General features: G+C 49.7%; 17 protein-coding genes. All 17 read left to right on the top strand.

The window, feature by feature from the left end; all coding sequences use genetic code 11:
- Positions 1-2 precede the first annotated feature (2 nt).
- Positions 3-1,691, top strand: a complete 1,689-nt coding sequence (gene fliF / locus RNAN_RS06620; RefSeq protein WP_008220068.1) for a flagellar basal-body MS-ring/collar protein FliF — start codon at positions 3-5, stop codon at positions 1,689-1,691.
- Positions 1,684-2,718, top strand: coding sequence for a flagellar motor switch protein FliG (fliG, locus tag RNAN_RS06615; protein ID WP_008220066.1), 1,035 nt, complete (start codon positions 1,684-1,686; stop codon positions 2,716-2,718). Before fliF ends, fliG begins: the two co-directional genes overlap by 8 nt.
- A 33-nt stretch (positions 2,719-2,751) precedes the next feature.
- A complete protein-coding gene (gene fliH / locus RNAN_RS06610) occupies positions 2,752-3,666 on the top strand; it encodes a flagellar assembly protein FliH (RefSeq protein ID WP_008220065.1) in 915 nt (304 codons plus the stop codon).
- Positions 3,653-4,999, top strand: coding sequence for a flagellar protein export ATPase FliI (gene fliI, locus RNAN_RS06605; RefSeq protein ID WP_008220064.1), 1,347 nt, complete (start codon positions 3,653-3,655; stop codon positions 4,997-4,999). The genes fliH and fliI overlap by 14 nt, the downstream gene beginning before the upstream one ends.
- Entirely contained in the window at positions 4,996-5,448 is a 453-nt protein-coding gene (gene fliJ / locus RNAN_RS06600; protein WP_008220063.1) for a flagellar export protein FliJ, read from the top strand. The genes fliI and fliJ overlap by 4 nt, the downstream gene beginning before the upstream one ends.
- Positions 5,449-5,561: 113 nt before the next feature.
- Positions 5,562-7,319 carry a flagellar hook-length control protein FliK gene (locus tag RNAN_RS06595; protein ID WP_040551825.1) on the top strand — a complete coding sequence of 586 codons (1,758 nt, stop codon included), beginning with the start codon at positions 5,562-5,564 and terminating at the stop codon, positions 7,317-7,319.
- 136 nt (positions 7,320-7,455) lie between these two features.
- Positions 7,456-7,977 (top strand): flagellar basal body-associated protein FliL, encoded by a 522-nt coding sequence (gene fliL, locus RNAN_RS06590; protein ID WP_008220052.1) that lies wholly within the window; start codon positions 7,456-7,458, stop codon positions 7,975-7,977.
- Positions 7,978-7,989: 12 nt separating this feature from the next.
- Positions 7,990-9,078, top strand: coding sequence for a flagellar motor switch protein FliM (gene fliM / locus RNAN_RS06585; RefSeq protein ID WP_008220050.1), 1,089 nt, complete (start codon positions 7,990-7,992; stop codon positions 9,076-9,078).
- Between the two features lie 5 nt (positions 9,079-9,083).
- Positions 9,084-9,476 (top strand): flagellar motor switch protein FliN, encoded by a 393-nt coding sequence (fliN, locus tag RNAN_RS06580; RefSeq protein WP_008220049.1) that lies wholly within the window; start codon positions 9,084-9,086, stop codon positions 9,474-9,476.
- Positions 9,476-10,066: a flagellar biosynthetic protein FliO gene (gene fliO, locus RNAN_RS06575; RefSeq protein ID WP_008220048.1), complete on the top strand. Its 591-nt coding sequence runs from the start codon at positions 9,476-9,478 to the stop codon at positions 10,064-10,066. The genes fliN and fliO overlap by 1 nt, the downstream gene beginning before the upstream one ends.
- Before the next feature lie 8 nt (positions 10,067-10,074).
- A complete protein-coding gene (gene fliP / locus RNAN_RS06570) occupies positions 10,075-10,821 on the top strand; it encodes a flagellar type III secretion system pore protein FliP (protein ID WP_008220047.1) in 747 nt (248 codons plus the stop codon).
- On the top strand, positions 10,818-11,087 hold the full coding sequence (fliQ, locus tag RNAN_RS06565) for a flagellar biosynthesis protein FliQ (RefSeq protein ID WP_008220046.1): 270 nt from the start codon (positions 10,818-10,820) through the stop codon (positions 11,085-11,087). Before fliP ends, fliQ begins: the two co-directional genes overlap by 4 nt.
- Before the next feature lie 5 nt (positions 11,088-11,092).
- Positions 11,093-11,866: a flagellar biosynthetic protein FliR gene (gene fliR / locus RNAN_RS06560; RefSeq protein WP_008220045.1), complete on the top strand. Its 774-nt coding sequence runs from the start codon at positions 11,093-11,095 to the stop codon at positions 11,864-11,866.
- Positions 11,867-11,881: 15 nt separating this feature from the next.
- Entirely contained in the window at positions 11,882-13,009 is a 1,128-nt protein-coding gene (gene flhB, locus RNAN_RS06555; protein WP_008220043.1) for a flagellar biosynthesis protein FlhB, read from the top strand.
- A gap of 105 nt (positions 13,010-13,114) precedes the next feature.
- Entirely contained in the window at positions 13,115-13,786 is a 672-nt protein-coding gene (locus tag RNAN_RS06550) for a hypothetical protein (RefSeq protein ID WP_008220042.1), read from the top strand.
- 15 nt (positions 13,787-13,801) lie between these two features.
- Complete coding sequence (locus tag RNAN_RS06545; RefSeq protein ID WP_008220041.1) at positions 13,802-17,830, top strand: RHS repeat-associated core domain-containing protein; 4,029 nt, start codon at positions 13,802-13,804, stop codon at positions 17,828-17,830.
- A 25-nt stretch (positions 17,831-17,855) separates the two neighbouring features.
- Entirely contained in the window at positions 17,856-18,353 is a 498-nt protein-coding gene (locus tag RNAN_RS06540) for a hypothetical protein (protein ID WP_040551824.1), read from the top strand.
- Positions 18,354-18,467: the final 114 nt, after the last annotated feature.

The following is an 18,467-nucleotide window of genomic DNA, read 5'->3' as shown; positions in this document are numbered from 1 at the left end:
TTGTGGCTGAAAATCAATCCACCGAGCTGGCGCTGACAGGTAACGATTACAACAGCGGTGAGCAGCAAGAGCAAAAAGCCGGCTTTATCGGTTCGCTGGGCGGCATGGATCTGGTGCGCCAGATCACCCTAATTGTGGCCTTAACCATTTGTCTGGCGATTGCCATTCTGATTATCCTCTGGGCCCGCCAGCCGGAAATGCGGCCGCTGGGCAACTTCCCTACCCAGGAGCTGATTCAAACCCTGGATCATTTGGATGCACAGAAGCTTGATTACAAGCTCGAGGGTAATGTGATCTATGTGCCGGAAGATAAGTTCCAGAGCATTAAGCTGTCGCTATCCCGCGCCGGGCTGGCCAAAGAGCCTGACACCGGCACCGAGTTTTTACTGCAAGACAGTGGCTTTGGCGTCAGCCAGCGTTTAGAAATGGAGCGGTTAAAACACAGCCGCGAGCAGCAGCTGGCCCGCACTATTGAAGAGCTGCAAAGCGTCGCCCGCGCCCGTGTGCTGTTGGCTATTCCAAAAGAAAACGTCTTTGCCCGGGTAGAAAAACTGCCCTCAGCGACTGTGCTGGTTACCGCCCGTGGCGGCACCGTGATCCGCGACAGCGAAGTAGATGCCATAGTTGATATCGTCGCCTCTGCCGTACAGGGCTTATCGCCTTCGCGCGTAACAGTAACCGATCAGAACGGTCGCCTGCTAAACAGTGGCTCGCAGGATGCCAGCTCCAGCCGCACGCGCAAAGAGTACGAGCTACAGCGTACCCGTGAGGAAGAATACCGTCAGAAAGTTGACTCAATCCTAATGCCGGTACTGGGCTTTGGTAACTACACCGCGCAAGTGGATTTGTTGATGGACTTTACCGCCACCGAGCAAACGCAAAAGCGCTTTAACCCCGACCTGCCGGCCATTCGCAGCGAAATGACCATTGAGGAAAACAGTGTGGGCGGCGTTAGCGGCGGTATACCGGGCGCTTTGTCAAACCAGCCGCCACTGAACTCGAATATTCCCGAACAAGCTACCGGTGGGGATGCCAAACCCATAGTACCTGGCCGTAACAGTAAAGAAGCCACCCGTAACTATGAGCTGGATACCACCATCAGCCATATATCGCAGCAAAGTGGTGTTATTCGCCGGCTCAGTGTGTCGGTGGCCATTGACTATAAGGCCGGCGAGAACGGCGAGCCACAGCCACGTACCCAGGCGGAGCTGAGCAATATTCGCCGTTTATTACAAGGTGGCATCGGCTTTGATGCCCAGCGCGGCGACATGATAGAAGTGATCTCCGTCCCCTTTATGAAAGATGAAATTGTTGAAGCGCCGGCGCCGCAATTCTATGAAGAAGAGTGGTTCTTGCGGGTGGTACGTCTGATCATGGGCGGCCTGATTATTATCGTGCTGATAGTGGCGATAGTGCGGCCAATGCTGAAAAAACTGATTTACCCTGAAGATACCAAAGATGCCTATGATGAGAATGCGCTGTCATCTGGCCTGGACTTAGGGGACGACACCATCGACATGCTAAACTCAACCTTTGATGAGAATGCAGTCGGCTTTGCACCGGATGGCACCTTAATGCTGCCAGACTTGCATGGTGATGATGACTTATTACGCGCGGTTCGGGCCCTGGTGGCCAACGAGCCGGAACTATCCTCGTTAGTTGTGAAGAACTGGTTGGCCGAAGATGAGTAGCATAGAAGCGACAAAGCCTGCGTTTGATGTAGGCAAACTGGACGGTGTTGAAAAAGCCGCCATCTTACTGCTGAGCTTGTCAGAGGAGGATGCTGCGCAAATTCTAAAACACTTAGAGCCCAAGCAGGTACAGAAAGTCGGTCTGGCGATGGCGCAGATGACGGATCTGAATCAGGCGAAAATTTCCGCCGTGCACCGCTTGTTTATCGAGCAAATTCAGAATTTCAGTACCATCGGTTTCCAAAGCGAAGAGTTTATTAAGCGCGCGTTAACCGCGGCGCTGGGTGAAGAAAAAGCCGCCAACCTGATTGACCAGATTGTACTGGGCGGCGGTGCTAAGGGCCTGGACTCACTGAAGTGGATGGACTCGAAGCAGGTCGCCAATATTATTCGCAACGAACACCCGCAAATTCAGACCATTGTATTGTCGTACCTGGAGCCGGAGCAGTCGGCAGAGATTTTATCGCAGTTCCCGGAAAAAGTGCGGCTGGATTTAACCATGCGGATCGCCAACTTAGAAGAAGTGCAGCCGGCCGCTCTGCAAGAGCTGAACGAAATTATGGAGAAACAGTTCGCTGGTCAGGCAGGCACGCAAACCGCGAAAATGGGCGGCTTAAAAGCAGCCGCCGATATCCTCAACTATATGGATACCAACATTGAAGGTCAGCTGATGGATTCAATCCGCGAGCATGACGAAGAGATGGCGCAGCAAATTCAGGACTTAATGTTCGTGTTTGAAAACCTGATTGACGTAGATGACCGTGGTATCCAGACGCTGCTGCGTGAAGTGCAGCAAGACGTGCTGATGAAGGCATTAAAAGGCACCGACGAGAACTTAAAAGAGAAAATCTTTAAAAATATGTCTAAACGCGCAGCCGAGCTGCTGCAGGATGACTTGGAAGCCATGGGGCCGGTGCGGGTTAGCGATGTCGAAGCGGCACAAAAAGAAATTCTGTCCACCGCAAGGCGTCTGTCAGATGCCGGTGAAATTATGCTGGGCAGTGGTGGTGGTGATGACTTCCTGTAAGCCTGACTTGTTAAAGCCAAGCGGAAACCTGCTATGAATACCGATGCGTTTAAGTACAAAAGGCCGTTCTCGCCGGATGCCGAAACCGATGAGCTGTTACAGCAATGGCAGGTGCCGGATTTAACCGCCGAGCAGCGGGTACATAGCCGCACCAATGCGCTGAATAAAACCCAGCCGGTAGCCAAAGCAGCGCCAGCAGTGGCAGATGAAGATCTACTGGTAAAACCGCTGACGGCAGAGGATATCGAGCAAATTCGTCAGGCTGCTTATGACGAGGGCTTTGCTGAAGGTAAAGACGACGGTTTTAGTAAAGGTTATGCCGAGGGGCGCGAACAAGGCCAGAGTGATGGCCTGGCGCAAGGGCTGGCAGAGGGCAAAAAGCAGGGCTTAGCCGCCGGAGAAGAAGAACTACAGCAGCGGTTAAGTGAGCTAAGCGCTTTGCTTAACCAACTGCAGCAACCGCTGGCCGCGGTGGATGAGCAGGTAAAACAACAACTCTTGCAACTAAGCCTGGCGATGGCGCAAGCCGTAATTGGTGTTGAGGTTAGTACCAATGCCAATGTTATTTTAAAGGCGCTGAACGAAGCCGTATCGGCATTGCCGCTTAATGCCGGCGCCTTGATGATTAAATTACACCCGGCCGATATGGCCATTATCGAGCAACACTACAGTGCCGAGCAATTGGCGCAGCGGCAATGGCAATTGCAGGCCGAGCCAGCCGTGGCACGAGGCGGCTGTCTGGTCGAAACCGCCAAATCCAGTGTTGATCGCTCGCTGGCGCAGCGCTTACAGGGCAGCCTGGAGCACTTTTTACAGCTACAGCAGTTAGCTGATAGCAGCAGCGCCACCGATGCGGACAACACAGCTGCTCACATAGCAGACAGCACAGCAGATACAAACAGCAGCGCTGATAATACCGCTGCGGAGCCCGGGCATGACGGCCAGTAAACCGCTAGTACAGTTTTTACATCAGCAACAGGGCTTTATTCACAGCTCTCGCCCGGCGGTGGCGGGCCATTTGGTGCGTGTGGTGGGGCTAACACTGGAAGCGACCGGCTGCAGCGCAGCGATTGGCCAACCCTGCAGCGTGGAAACGGCACGTGGCAATATTATGGCCGAAGTGGTTGGCTTTGCTAATGAGCGTATTTTTTTAATGCCCAAAGACGATGTGTCCGGCGTAGTGCCCGGTGCCAAAGTCACACCGCTGCTGAACTACAAAGGTGTGCCGCTTAGCATGAATTTGCTGGGCCGGGTTATTGATGGCGTGGGCACACCACTGGACGGTAAAGGCCCTATTGCCGCCAGCCAATTTGGCGGCACTAAAGCGCGGCCAATTAACCCTTTGCACCGTCGGCCCATTAAGCAGCCGCTCGATGTTGGCGTGCGCGCCATTAATAGTATTCTTACGGTCGGTAAAGGCCAGCGTATGGGGTTGTTTGCCGGCTCGGGCGTGGGTAAAAGTGTGTTGCTGGGCATGATGACCCGCGGCACCGCTGCTGATGTCGTGGTGGTGGGGCTGGTGGGCGAGCGTGGCCGCGAGGTAAAAGAGTTTATTGATGAAATTTTAGGGGAAGAGGGTAAAGCGCGCTCGGTGGTAATCGCAGCGCCGGCCGATGTGTCACCGCTGATGCGGTTAAAAGGCTGTGAAACCGCAGTACAGGTCGCCGAGTATTTTCGCGACCAGGGCCTGGATGTGCTGCTGCTGATTGATTCTATAACCCGTTATGCCCAGGCGCAGCGCGAAATTGCGCTGGCAGTGGGGGAACCGCCGGCGACCAAAGGCTATCCGCCCTCGGTATTCGCCAAATTACCGGCACTGGTCGAACGTGCCGGCAATGGCAGCGGCAATCAGGGCTCTATTACCGCGTTTTATACCGTGTTGTCTGAAGGTGACGACTTGCAAGACCCTATTGCTGATGCCTCTCGCGCCATTCTCGATGGCCACATCGTCTTGTCGCGGGCGCTGTCCGACGCCGGCCATTTTCCGGCGGTCGATGTGGAAAAATCCATTAGCCGGGTTATGCCGGCGGTTACCAGCATCGAGCATCAGCAAATGGCCCGCAGTGTCAAACAGCTGTATGCCAGCTACCAGCAAAGCAAAGACTTAATCGCCATCGGTGCCTACGTGCGCGGCAGCGACCCGCAATTGGATAAAGCCATCGGTATGATGCCTAATATCAACCGCTTTTTGCAGCAGGGCATGCACGATGTCATCACCTACGATGACAGCCTGCAGGCCCTGAGTAACTTGGTGCCACCAGCCAGGAGTAACGGCGCATGATGTCACAGCGTTTTAGCATGCTGATTAAAATTCAGCAGGAGCGGGAAGAAAAGCTGCAGGCACTGTTTATCAAAGCCCAGCAGTTTTATGCCCAGGCCGAGCAAAAATATCAGGGCCTGGCCAACTACCGTACCGACTATATTCAGCAAAGCCAGCAGCAAGGCAGCGCCGGTTTACAAAGCCGTCAGTATAATCAGTTCGTTAACTTTATTGCCAAGCTGGATCAGGCGATATCGCTGCAGGCCAAGGCTGTACAGCAAGCCAAGGCCGCCGCCGAGCAGCGCAAGCAAAGCTGGCTGACGATGCAGAAAAAACGTAAAGCCCTGGAACTGCTGGTGCAGCGTAACGATATGGCAGAGCTGCAAAAACAACTGAAACAAGAGCAGAAAAATGCCGATGAATACGCCAGCCAACAGCTTATGCGGCAGCGGGCTTTGGCTGAGTTGTGACGGCTGAGCGGTAAATATTGGGCTTTAACAAACTGGCCTGAAATTTGAATAACAAGAATAACAGCCATAGCTAAGCATCGCGTTTGGATGGCCGCGCGGTACAGGAGAACAGCATGACACAAGGCTTACAGCTTTCGATCCTTATGACAGGCGCAGACACTGCGCTGTTATCTGATGCCGCAGCGTCAGAGGCAGCTGGCCCGTCGGCCGAAGGCGGCCTGGCATTTGGCGATATGTTGGGGCAGCTGGTGGCACCGGCAAAAACCGGCCAGGATAGCAAAGGGCGGCAATTGCCTGCCGATATCAGCTTGTTATCTGCCGTCAGTCAGGCCGTTGCTGCAGCCACCGATGCCAGTGCCACCGAGGTTATGGCTACTGACGACGCTGTCGGGGCAGACAGTGCCCTTACCGCCAGTATCCTGGCACAACTTGGTTTTACGGCGGTTAACGCAGATGACAAAGTGGATGGCAAAGCGGATGGCAAACAAGCTGCGGCGAACAGCGATGGCGAATTAACCAGCAGTACTGCGGAACTGGCTAAATCTGTTGCTAAAGCTGCAGTAGCTGCCGAAGCCGCAGAAGCCCAAAATGCTGCTGAGGCTAAAACAAAACCTGCTATGCCGGATCTGACGCTGTCAAACGGTAAACCAGAGGCTGGTATGCTGTTGTCGGCGGCGCAAGGCAAGGCAGAAGCGGATGCCGATGCCGAATTATCCGCAGCGGCCAGTGCCAAAAAGCAGGCAGCAGAGGCTGACCAGCAGCTATCCGGCCAGCAGAGCAAGCTTACACAAGCCAAAGGAGCAACTCAGGCAGCTGCGTCAGTTGGCGATAGCACAGCAATGACACAAACAGAGCAGGCGCTAACAGACGCGGCGGAGCAGGCCGTCAATAAACAGACGACAGCAGAGCAGGCCTCACTGCCTGGCGCCGGGCAGGATGGCGATGGCAAGCCGAATACGCCAGCCATCCCCTTACACGGCAAAACAGCACAGCAGACAGCCAAAGCAGTGAGTAGCGAGCCGCCAGGTAATAGTGCGCAGCAAAGCCTGCAGGCAGCGGATGTTACCAACCCGCAACTGCGTGCTGCTGCACCATCTGAGGTGGCCGTTACTACTGATAGCCAAAGCAGCAAAGCGACGGTTCTGGCCAATCAGGCCGCTGGACATGCAGCTGGACAGGCCGGTGACAAAGTTGCCAGCAGCACAACAAAAACGGGCACAGAAGATAACCCGCAATCATCACAGCAGCAGCGGCAACAGAGCGCAGCAGCTTTGCAGGATATGTTGCAACAACACGGCGCAGCCAACAGCAAAGCTGCTGAGCCAGCTGCTTTGGTGCGCAGCGAAAACGCCTTTAGCGCGGCTATTGCACAGGCTGAGCAGCGCCAGAGTGGTGCGCCACGGCCAGTGGCAAAGCCGGCCGCATCGGTTGCTGAGCAGTTAAAGCAAAGCCTGAATCTGCTGCAACAGGACGCGGCAGGGCAGCTGCGCGAGCGGGTAAACCTGATGGTGCGGCAGAATATTCAGGTGGCTGAAATCCGGCTGGACCCGGCCGGCCTGGGCCAGATGCAAATTAAAATAGATATGCAGCAGGATCAGGCCTCAGTGCAGTTTGTCGTGCAACAACCGCAGGCCAAAGAGCTGTTAGAGCAGCAGCTACCGCGTCTGCGTGAGCTGTTACAGCAGCAGGGTATTTTACTAAGTGACGGCCAGGTGCAGCAGCAATCGCAGCAGCAGCGCCACAGTGCGCAGCATAGTAGCAACGGTAATAATGCCGGCCAGGGCAGTGGCGAAGCCGGTGATGAACTGCCTGCTACGCAGGTGCAGGTTAGTGCCAGTGTGAGTGAGCGTTTGGTCGATTATTACGCCTAGACACAACGGCACCGCATAACAGCACTGGCGGCATTGCGCTTTGGCAGCCAAACGGGCGAATTTAGCGGCCAATGATTTACATTAACGCCGGCAGATGAGCATAATACTGCCAGCTTAACCAAGAGATAAAACGCAGATGGCAGCAGAGAAAGATTTGGTAATTGCAGAAGGCGGTGGCAAAAAGAAGCTGTTTATTATTGCTGGCGCCGCTGCGGCCGTGGTGCTGCTGGCACTGGTGGGCTTTTTGATGTTCAGTGGTGGTGACAGTTCGACGGCGAGAAGTGCTGCTGATCCTGCCGGTGCTCAGGGTGGCGCAGGCAGCGGTACCGAGCAAAAAGGCACGGCGCTGTATGTCGCTCTGCCACGGCCTTTTGTGTTTAATGTACCCGGCGCCTCACGCGATCGTATGGTGCAAATTAAAGTGCAACTGTTGGTGCGGGGCAGTAACAATGAAACCCTGGCCATGCGGCACATTCCCCTCATTGAGGGCAGTTTGTTAGAAACCTTCAGCTCGGCCAATGCTGACGAGCTGGTAACGGTAGCAGGGCGCGATGCGCTGAAAAACAAAGCGCTAAGCGATTTACAACAGGCAATGATTGAAGTGGTGGGCTCGGTAGTGGTAGACGAAGTCCTGTTCACCGGTTTTGTCATGCAATAAGAGTGAGCAGCCGTGACCGACTTATTGTCACAAGACGAAATTGATGCGCTGTTACATGGCGTTGATGACGTTGAAGAAGAAGAAATAGACGAATCCGGCGATGGCCGGGGCCGCTCTGCTATGGAATACGATTTCTCGTCGCAGGATCGTATTGTCCGTGGCCGTATGCCTACGCTGGAGATGGTGAACGAGCGCTTTGCCCGTCATATGCGTATCAGTTTATTCAATATGATGCGCCGCACGGCTGAAGTGTCGATTAACGGCGTGCAGATGATTAAGTTTGGTGAGTATGTGCACACCTTGTTTGTGCCCACCAGTTTAAATATGGTGCGCTTCAGGCCGTTAAAAGGCACCGGCCTGATTACCATGGAAGCCCGGCTGGTGTTTATTCTGGTAGATAACTTTTTTGGTGGTGACGGCCGTTACCACGCCAAAATCGAAGGCCGGGAATTTACCCCCACCGAGCGGCGTATTATTCAGATGCTGCTGAAGCTGATTTTTGAAGATTACAAAGAAGCCTGGGCACCGGTAATGGATGTGTCGTTTGAATACCTCGACTCAGAAGTGAACCCGGCGATGGCCAATATCGTCAGCCCAACCGAAGTGGTGGTAATCAGCTCGTTTCATATTGAGCTGGACGGCGGTGGTGGCGATTTTCACGTGGCACTGCCTTATTCGATGTTGGAGCCTATTCGTGAGCTGTTGGATGCCGGCGTACAAAGTGACAAAGAAGATACCGATTTGCGCTGGAGTAAGGCGCTGCGTGATGAAATTATGGATGTGAAGGTAGATTTAAGCACCAAGATGCTCGATGTCGATTTGACGTTGCGCGAGATTATGGAGCTGAAAGCCGGCGATATCATCCCGGTCGAAATACCAGAGCATATTACGGTGCTGATTGAAGATTTACCGACTTACCGCGCTAAACTTGGCCGCTCTCGCGAGAATGTGGCGCTGAAAATTACCGAGAAAATTAAGCGGCCAGAGTTGGTTAAATCTGAAATGCATGTCTTTACCAAGGGTGGGCGTCGGCTTGACAGCGATGCCGATATTTCCGAGTTAGAAGCCGATCTGAACCTGTCAGATCGCGAAAGAAGGTAAGCATAATGGCTGATGATAAAGACACCATGGACGAATGGGCTGCCGCCATGGCAGAGGCTGAAGGCGCAGGTGACGGTGCCGAGCCGGTTGAACTGGAAGAGCTGCGTGATGAAAAAGCCGATATCACGGTCGATGAAAAGCGCAAGCTCGACACTATTTTAGATATACCGGTGACCATTTCGATGGAGGTAGGCCGGGCCAAGATCAGTATCCGCAACCTGCTGCAGTTAAACCAGGGCTCGGTGGTCGAGTTAGAGCGGGTGGCCGGTGAGCCGCTTGACGTACTGGTAAACGGCACTTTGATTGCACATGGTGAAGTGGTGGTAGTAAACGACAAATTTGGTATCCGCTTAACCGACGTGATAAGCCAGATTGAACGGATTAAGAAGCTACGTTAATGCGTTTACTAAGCTTAAGTGTGCTATTGCTGCTTTGTGCCCCGCTGTATGGCTGGGCACAGCAGGATACCGCTGTGCCTGAAGCCGCAGAGCAGGCACAGCCACCGGCCCATAGCCAGACACCGCCGCCGGCCGCAGCTCTGCAGCCAGAAGCTCAGCAGTCAGATGCAGAAGCAAACCCCGCAGTTGCGAAGACGCCAGAGACTGAGCAACAGCCTGCCGTAAAAACGGCTGCCAGCGAGATGGCAAAGCCCGGCGCACTGCAAAGCACTGAGCGGCCCACGGCCGGTATCGGCCTGGGGAAAATGGCGCTGTCGTTGCTGCTGGTGGTGGCGATAGTGATTGCCCTTGGCTGGACATTCAAAAAATTGACACTACGGCTGCCAGGCAGTAAGCATATAAAAATAATTTCCAGCATGCCGCTTGGGCCCAAAGAGCGCTTGTTAGTTATTGAAATGCAAGGAAAACAGCGGGTGTTGGGCGTAACCGCCCACAGTATTAATTTGCTGTTTGAACTGGAAAACTCCCTACCTGAAGAAAAGTTGGCATCAGACTTTCATACACAGTTGCAATCGTTCCTGAAAAAATAGCGTGAACTATGCTGCGACTGTTGTGTCTGGTGCTGGCCATACTGCTAAGCCCCGCTGTATTTGCCGATAACGGCGCTTTATCTGCTGTGACAGTAACCACGGCTGCCGATGGCAGCCAGCAATACAGTGTGACGCTGCAAGTGCTGGCGCTGATGACGGCGCTAAGTTTTATTCCCGCCATGGTCATTATGATGACCAGCTTTACCCGCATTATTGTGGTGCTGGCAATCCTGCGCCAGGCCATAGGGTTGCAGCAATCGCCGTCGAATCAGGTACTGATTGGCATTACCTTGTTTTTAACCTTTTTTATAATGGCACCGGTGTTTAAAAACATTAATGACACTGCCATTCAGCCCTATCTGGCGGAAGAAATTTCGCCGGTGCAGGCGTTAGATGCCGCCATAGTGCCGATTAAAGCCTTTATGCTGCACCAAACCCGCACCAAAGATTTAGACACCTTTGCCCAAATTGCCGGCTTAGAGGTGGCAGCGCAGCCACAGGATTATCCGATCACAGTGGTAATACCGGCTTTTATTACCAGCGAGCTGAAAACCGCTTTTCAGATTGGCTTTATGCTGTTTATTCCGTTTTTGATTATCGATTTAGTGGTGGCCAGTGTACTGATGGCGATGGGTATGATGATGTTATCGCCAATGATTATCTCACTGCCATTTAAGCTGATGATGTTTGTACTGGTTGACGGCTGGATTTTAGTGATGGGCACGCTGGCCACCAGTTATGGAGTTGGCACATGAGCCCGGAGATTTTTGTTGATGTACTGCGTGATGCGCTGTTTCTGGTGATTTTACTGGTCAGTGCCATTATTTTGCCGTCGCTGTTTGTTGGCCTTATTGTGGCGGTGTTTCAGGCGGCCACTTCTATTAACGAGCAAACCTTGAGCTTTCTGCCGCGTTTGATTGTCACCTTGCTGGCGCTTATTTTTGGTGGCCATTGGTTTACCCGGGTTATTATGGAATACACCAATGAGCTGTTTTTAAGCATTCCGACGGTGGTGGGGTAGTACAGGTGGAATTTCCACTGAGTGTACTGATGCAGGCGCTGGCTGATTATCTGCTGCCGCTGTGCCGCGTTACCGGGATGTTTTTAATTATGGCCGGTATAGGGGTGCGCAATATTCCGATGCGCATTAAAACCGGCCTGGTGGTGTTTATTTCGCTTATCATTATGCCCACCTTGCCGCCGGTAACAAATCCGGACTTAATGTCCGGTCAGATGTTTCTTCAGGTGCTGCTGCAGCTGCTGATAGGCTTTGCGCTGGGCTTTATTTCGCTGATGTTTATTACCACCTTTGTGCTGGCCGGCCAGCTATTAGCCACCCAGACTGGCCTTGGCTTTGCGTCTATGGTTGACCCGGCCAGCGGCGTTAACGTGGCCGCTATCGGTCAGTTTTATCTTATTTTGGCTACCTTGCTGTTTTGGGTGTTTGACGGTCATCTGATCATGATCCAGATGCTGGTGTTCAGTTTTGATACCCTGCCGATTAAGGGCCAGTGGTGGGAAGTAACCAGTTACTGGACAGTAATAGAGTTTGGCGGCTGGATGTTTGCCACTGCCCTGGCCATCGCGCTGGCGCCTATAGTCTCTATGCTGGTGGTCAATTTATCCTTTGGCATTATGACGCGCGCAGCGCCACAGCTGAATATCTTCTCAATTGGTTTTCCTATTACCATGCTCGCCGGCTTACTCATTTTATGGCTAACGCTGGATACCTTTTTATTTCACTACGACAAACAGTGGCAGCACGCGATTGATTACAGCTGCCGGCTGATTGGTTGTTAAGCACAGGGCACTGCAATGGCAGATGAAAGCGCCGAAAAGACCGAACAGCCCACGCCCAAGAAGCTGCAAGACGCAGCCGAAAAGGGCCAGATAGCCCGCTCAAAAGATATGGGCACCGCCTTTGTGCTGATTGGCAGCGCAGCGGCGCTCCTGGTGTTTGGTAAAATGCTGGCAATGGCGATGCTGGATATTTGCCAGCGTATGTTGCGGTTGGATCATAAAGATATTTTCGAAACCAATTCGATGTTTACCGCCTGGGGCACCGCCGGTGAGCGCTTGGTCGCGCCGCTCTCTGGTATTTTTCTGATAATTCTGATTGCTGCCTTTGTCGGTAACTGCCTGCTGGGGGGCTTTAATTTTAGCTGGCAGGCAGCCGGCCCTAAAGCCAGCAAAATGAACCCGCTGAACGGCTTTAAACGCATGTTTGGCTTGCAGGCACTGGTCGAGCTGTTAAAAAGTATCCTTAAAGTCATCGTAGTAGTGGGTATTGCTTATCTGCTGTTAAAGCTGTTTTTCTTTGACATTATGGCGCTGTCGCTGATGAGTGAACCGAACAATATCGAGTCGGCCATGTACTTTCTGGCCTGGCTGTTTTTGGGCCTGTGCGCCAGTGTGTCGGTGATTGCCATTGTCGATGCGCCTTATCAGAAGTGGCACCACATCAAGCAGCTGAAAATGTCGCTGCAGGAAATTAAAGACGAATACAAAAACGCTGAGGGCGACCCGCAGATTAAAGCGCGCATTCGCCGCACCCAAATGCAGATGTCAATGAAACGCATGATGCAGGAAGTGCCCAAAGCCGATGTGATAGTGACCAACCCGACGCACTACGCGGTGGCGCTGAAGTACGATCAGGGTAAATTCCGCGCGCCGGTGGTAGTGGCCAAAGGCGTTGATGAAGTGGCGCTGCATATCCGTAAAATTGCCAAAGAGCATAAGGTGCCGGTTATCGAATCGCCAGCGCTGGCGCGTTCCATTTTCCACACCACTGAGCTTGACCACCCGATCCCGGAACAGCTGTTTGCCGCCGTAGCCCAGGTGCTGGCTTATGTGTATCAGCTGAATATGTACAAAAAAGGTAAAGGCAGCCGGCCGAAAACCCTGGCCAAAGAGCTGCCGATACCGGAAGATTTACGGCATTAGTTGTAATGTTTTTGTCAAGAAAAATATTTATCATTAATATGATTTGGTTCTATATTACAATTTATTTTTTTATGTATACTTTCTACCGCTTTTCAAGGAGGAAATGTGATAGAAAAAATAAAAAAACTTTTTCTGATAGATCCCAAGTACACAGGCGCTGTACTTTTTGGCTCGCAACTGAATAGCCCCAAACCGGACAGTGATACCGATATAGTATTGTTTACTACAGAATCGGTATTTACTCATAAGATTCACAAGATTGAAGATGCCGTGTTTGATATTTTTGAAATGTCGCTGGAACAGGCGTTTGAGATGTTGCGAGCGCGGGAGCCTTTATGGCTTAGCGCCTTTTCAACAGGTCAAAATGTTACTGACGCTGAACCGATAACATTGTTACTGAAAACGGCAAAACAAATCAAACAAATTTATAGACCTATGTTAGCTCCTGATCAGTTAACAAGGTTAACTTACACTTTGGAAAGTTGCTACCAAAAACTTAGCTGTAATCAGCAAGATCGCTATTTTTACCTAATTTACAGTAATGATTTCATTAATATCGTTAAAAAATGTCTATTTTATATTGCTGGGGTTCCGCCCTGCGCAATTAAACAACAGATGAATATTCTTACGACAGATTTTGGCGAAACCTCAATAGCAATAAAAGCGTTCTTACTCCAAACAGATATCGGCAAAAAGCAGCAGTTGATCAACAGTATTTATAAGAATGTCCGGACGTTGTTACCAGACATAACATACCCAATTATTATCCAATCTTAATTTAAGAGAATATCAATGCAAAAGAAATATTATGCACTTGCGGCTTTGGCGTTAGCAGGGCTATCACCTGCTGAAGCAGAAGCACATTGCAAAACCGTTTACACTAATAGTGGTAATGGCAGTGTTCCGCAGGAAGCGTGTTGGGCTAGTGGTGGTGGCTGGGGATGGTCCGGAGGCTGGAGTTGGGCGTACGATCATAGTGGTTCTTATGAACAGCCATCAGAATTCACTTCCTCTGATGTCAGTCAAAATGAGTCTCCAGCAGAAGACGAAAAGTGTGGCAACCCTGTCGTTGTATCGAGTGGGAAAAAGGTCGAGTACGACATCGACTTTATTGGTAAAGAGCAGTATCCGTTAGCTATAGTAAGAAGTTACTCCAGTAAGAATGATTTTGACGGGGCTATGGGCAAAGGCTGGGGCACTTTAGTTGATAAGAGGCTGGATTTAACCAGCGTAGCTTCCTCTGGCCCGAAAGTCATCGATGAAAATGGCTTGGAAGTTAGTTTTCAAGCAGAATACTTTAATGTGCCTTACGTTGGCTGGTTAAATGCTTATAAAACGGCATCTGGTAAAAATTATATTTATAAGGATACAGTTGGTAACTGGATTTTCAGGAAAGAAAATAATACCTACGAAACATACAATGCCCAAGGTAAGCTAATCAAAATAACCTACTCAAAACAACCAAATGGACCGGGCGTCACCCATACATACACTTATACCAATGGGAAAGTAACCAGTATCAGTCACTCTAACGGGCGAAAGCTAACAGTTGCTTGGTCCGGTAACAGGATCAGCAATATTAAAGATAACGCCGGTAATCAGTATAGTTATAGCTATACCAACGGTGTTCTGGCAAAAGTGAGTTTTCCGGATGCTAGCAGCAAGACTTATCACTACGAAGATAGTCGCTTTCCTTTTGCTTTAACCGGAGTGACGTTAGGCTCCTCCCGTTATTCCTGGTTTACTTATGATAGTTCAGGGCGTGCAATAGAAACCAGACACAGCCAGAATATTGATAAATATAGTTTCGTCTACAATGGCATTACTACAGTGGTAACCAACCCTTTAGGACATAAAACAACCTATGTATATACAAGCACATCAAAGAGCCGGCTAAGTCGTGTTGATAAAGACGGTAGCGCATACTGTGAGGCTGCCAGCCAGCAAACCATTTATGATAGTGCTGGTAATAAGACCTTCGAAATGGACTGGAAAGGTAACCGCACCGCCTATACATATGCAGATGGAAAGCTAGCTACGAAAAAAGTAGCAGATGGAACTACAGCTAGCATTACTTATGGCTACAGTTGGGATACGGTACTTAATTTGCCCACTGAAGTTACAGAAACCGGTGGTATGACACGCCGTTATAGCTACGATGATCGTATGAATATAACGAGCCAACAGGCAATAGCTGATAGTCGTGACTTAACGACATCTTATAATTATCAATACTACAGCAATAACGGCATTCAGAAATTAACTATTACTGCCCCTGATGGCGCAACTTCAACAATAGATTACGATACATCAGGAAATCTCATTCGGTATACCGACCCGATGCTGCATACAACTACTTATAGTAATTACGATACTTTGGGTAATGTTGGAAGGATAACCTACCCTGATGGAACTCAGGAAGCTTTTACCTACGATAAGCGTAGTAAGGTAATAAAGCATGACAAAGTTGCAGCAGACGGAAATGTTTCAAGCATCCAGTATACCTATAATCAGTTCGATAAAGTTTCGTCAGAAGTTCATAGTTCTGGTTTCTCTATGGCATACAAGTATGATCCTGCTGGCAGATTATTGTCTAAAGAGCAGGTTCGCGCAGGTAAGGTCTATTCACATAATTTTTCTTATAATCTTCTTGGAAATGTGTCCTTTGAAAGTATCATAGATCCTGACAATGTATACTCTCAGTGCTATTACGACCCTCCTTATGTAGATGAATGCTATGATTATGTTAGCCCAATTTACTCCAAAACTTATGTTTATGATGTTCAAGGGTTGCTAGGTAGAGAAAATCAAAGGAATTTCTTATATGACAAAAACGGAAATGTCATTTCTGAAAAAAATACCAAAGGATATACGATAAGCTATATTTATGATGCGTTGGATAGAATTACCGGACAAACTGATGCGAACGGTAAAACAACCCGCTTTGCTCATGATGTAAGAGGGTTAAAAAGCGTTACTGATGCACGCAGTAAAGTGACAAGTTATAGCAGGAATGCCCTTACCGATATAGAGCAGCAAATCAGCCCGGATACCGGCACAAGTGTGTTGAACTATGACAATGCAGGAAGGTTGGAGACTAAACGCGATGCCCGCAACAGAACTTCAAGCTATATCTATGACGATTTAGGACGTGTCACGCGTAAAACAACCAATACTACGCATAATTGGTATTATGACAATGGTATCTATGCTCAAGGTAAGTTAACTGGGTTTAGCGATGATAGCGGTTCTACTTCATACGAGTATGGTAGTTGGGGCTCTTTAACCAGACAAACCAGCGTTATCCAAGGAACCAGTTATCAAACTAACTGGAGTTACGATACTCTAGGGCGCGTTAGCACTTTGACATATCCCGGCGGCAATAAGGTAACCTATGGTTATGATGTATATGGCGTTCCGGCGACGATCACTGTTAGTATTAACGGTGTAAACCGTAGTTTGATTTCCGGAATTAAAAAGCTACCTTTTGCACCCATAAAAGAATGGACCTTTGGTAATGGTTTAAAACGTAATATTTATTACAACACCGATTTCAGAGTTAGTGGTGTCATAACCGATACTATACAAAGGTTAAACTTTGCCTATGATGGTGATGGCAATATAACCAAAATTACCAATGGCATTAATACTGCATATACGCAGACCTTTACTTATGACAAGCTAAACCGGTTAACAAACATTAGTAGCACCGGTCTTGGTAATCACAACTTTAGCTATGACGACTTGGGTAACCGTACTGCGCGCAGCGGGGCTATTTCGGAGAGCTATGCCATTAACACCGCCTCCAACCGGCTTAATCAGGTAACCCGTGGTAGCCAAACCAGGGTATTTACCTACGATGCCAACGGGAATGTGACTAATGAAAAGCGTTTTGACGGCAGTAACTTCGCTTACACTTATAACAATGATAATCGCATGGTAAAAGCCGGTTCTACTGATTACGCATACAACGCAATAGGTCAGCGGGTGTATAAAAAGGTAGGCAGCAACATTACCCGCTTTATCTACAGCCCAGAAGGCCAGCTGTTGGCTGAAGGCACGGCAAAGCAATATATTTACTTTCAAGGCCAACTGGTAGGGTATATCAACAACAACCAGTTGTATTATGTGCATAACGACCACTTAGGCCGGCCGGAGGTGATTACCAACGCCAGCAAAGCCATTGTCTGGCGGGCGAAGCTGGAAGCGTTTGACCGTTCAGTGTTAACCAGTAGCATAGGCGAGTTTAATATCGGCTTCCCTGGCCAATACTGGGATGCTGAAAAGCAAAGCTGGTATAACTACTTCCGCGACTATGATGCGACTTTAGGGCGGTATTTGCAGAGTGATCCTATTGGTCTGGCGGGTGGGTTAAATACTTATGGGTATGTTGGTGCCAATCCCATTGTATTAATTGATCCCTCAGGTTTAAGTGAAGTCAATCTTGGTAGTGGTTTCACTGGACGGGTTGACTCTTTTAACTATGGAGGGAGAGCCTTATTTGAATTGCATGTTTATGATGCAAAGGGAGTTGAACGAGGTGTAATGGGGCCAGACGGTAATTGGATTAACAAGCACGGGCATTCAGGTACTCCGGCAGGTGTACCTGAAAATGTCTGTAATTCGGCTAGAGGCCAGGTCGCCGAGCAAGCCAGAGCTCGTGGGCTAATTCCTCCAAAAGGAACTGCAAATATAAAAGGACCAAACTTTGGCGGGCATTATCCCCGTACAATAATGGTGAGAGGAATGGGACCACTAATGATCTTAGATATTGCCGTACAAAGCTATATTGCAGCGAACGAGTGTGAGTTGTGTATTTAAAAATTCAAATTGTAGGGTAATTCAAATGACTTTTAAACTAAGCCAACAGCTTGATAACGTTAAAAATCCTGGCTTGTTTTTTGATATATATAATGTTTACGTGAAAGACAATTGCTCTAGGTTTCCCCGCAGTGTTCTTGAACTGCTTGAAAATGAAAACTGGTACGGTGGAAGCGCTTCAAATGCACCATACTATGCAGATCTTGAGTCGTTTATCATGAGCGAGCCCGGAACAGAGAATGCGAGTGTGAAGCTAAAGTTAGTTAAGCGTGCATATGTGGCGCAACCGTTTGAAATTGAGATCGTATATAAAGGCGTTTTTAAGTTAGATATTCCTAATGAAGATTTTATTTCGGTACGTTCTTTAACTTGGCGCTATGAGCAATTTCTATTTTATGATGCTTACAAGTCGCATAAAATTGACTGCCAGATGTTTATGCATCAGATTGAGTGGGTTGCCGGAAAGGTTTGGTCTATTTGTGCCAGAGATATCGAAGTGTCATGGAAGGCTTTAGGTAGCTGAGATTAATTTTGTTCAAGCTGTAATAATTCTGACTGTTCATAAAGGCTGCGTTTGCAGCCTTTTTTGGAACACTTCTTGCTGAACAGCTGCATAGCGCCAATTTACTGTCAGGGT

This window comes from Rheinheimera nanhaiensis E407-8, assembly GCF_000296695.1.
Taxonomy (GTDB): Bacteria; Pseudomonadota; Gammaproteobacteria; order Enterobacterales; family Alteromonadaceae; genus Alishewanella; species Alishewanella nanhaiensis.
Note: the sequence above shows the minus strand (reverse complement) of the source record. Positions and strands in the feature narration are given on the sequence as shown.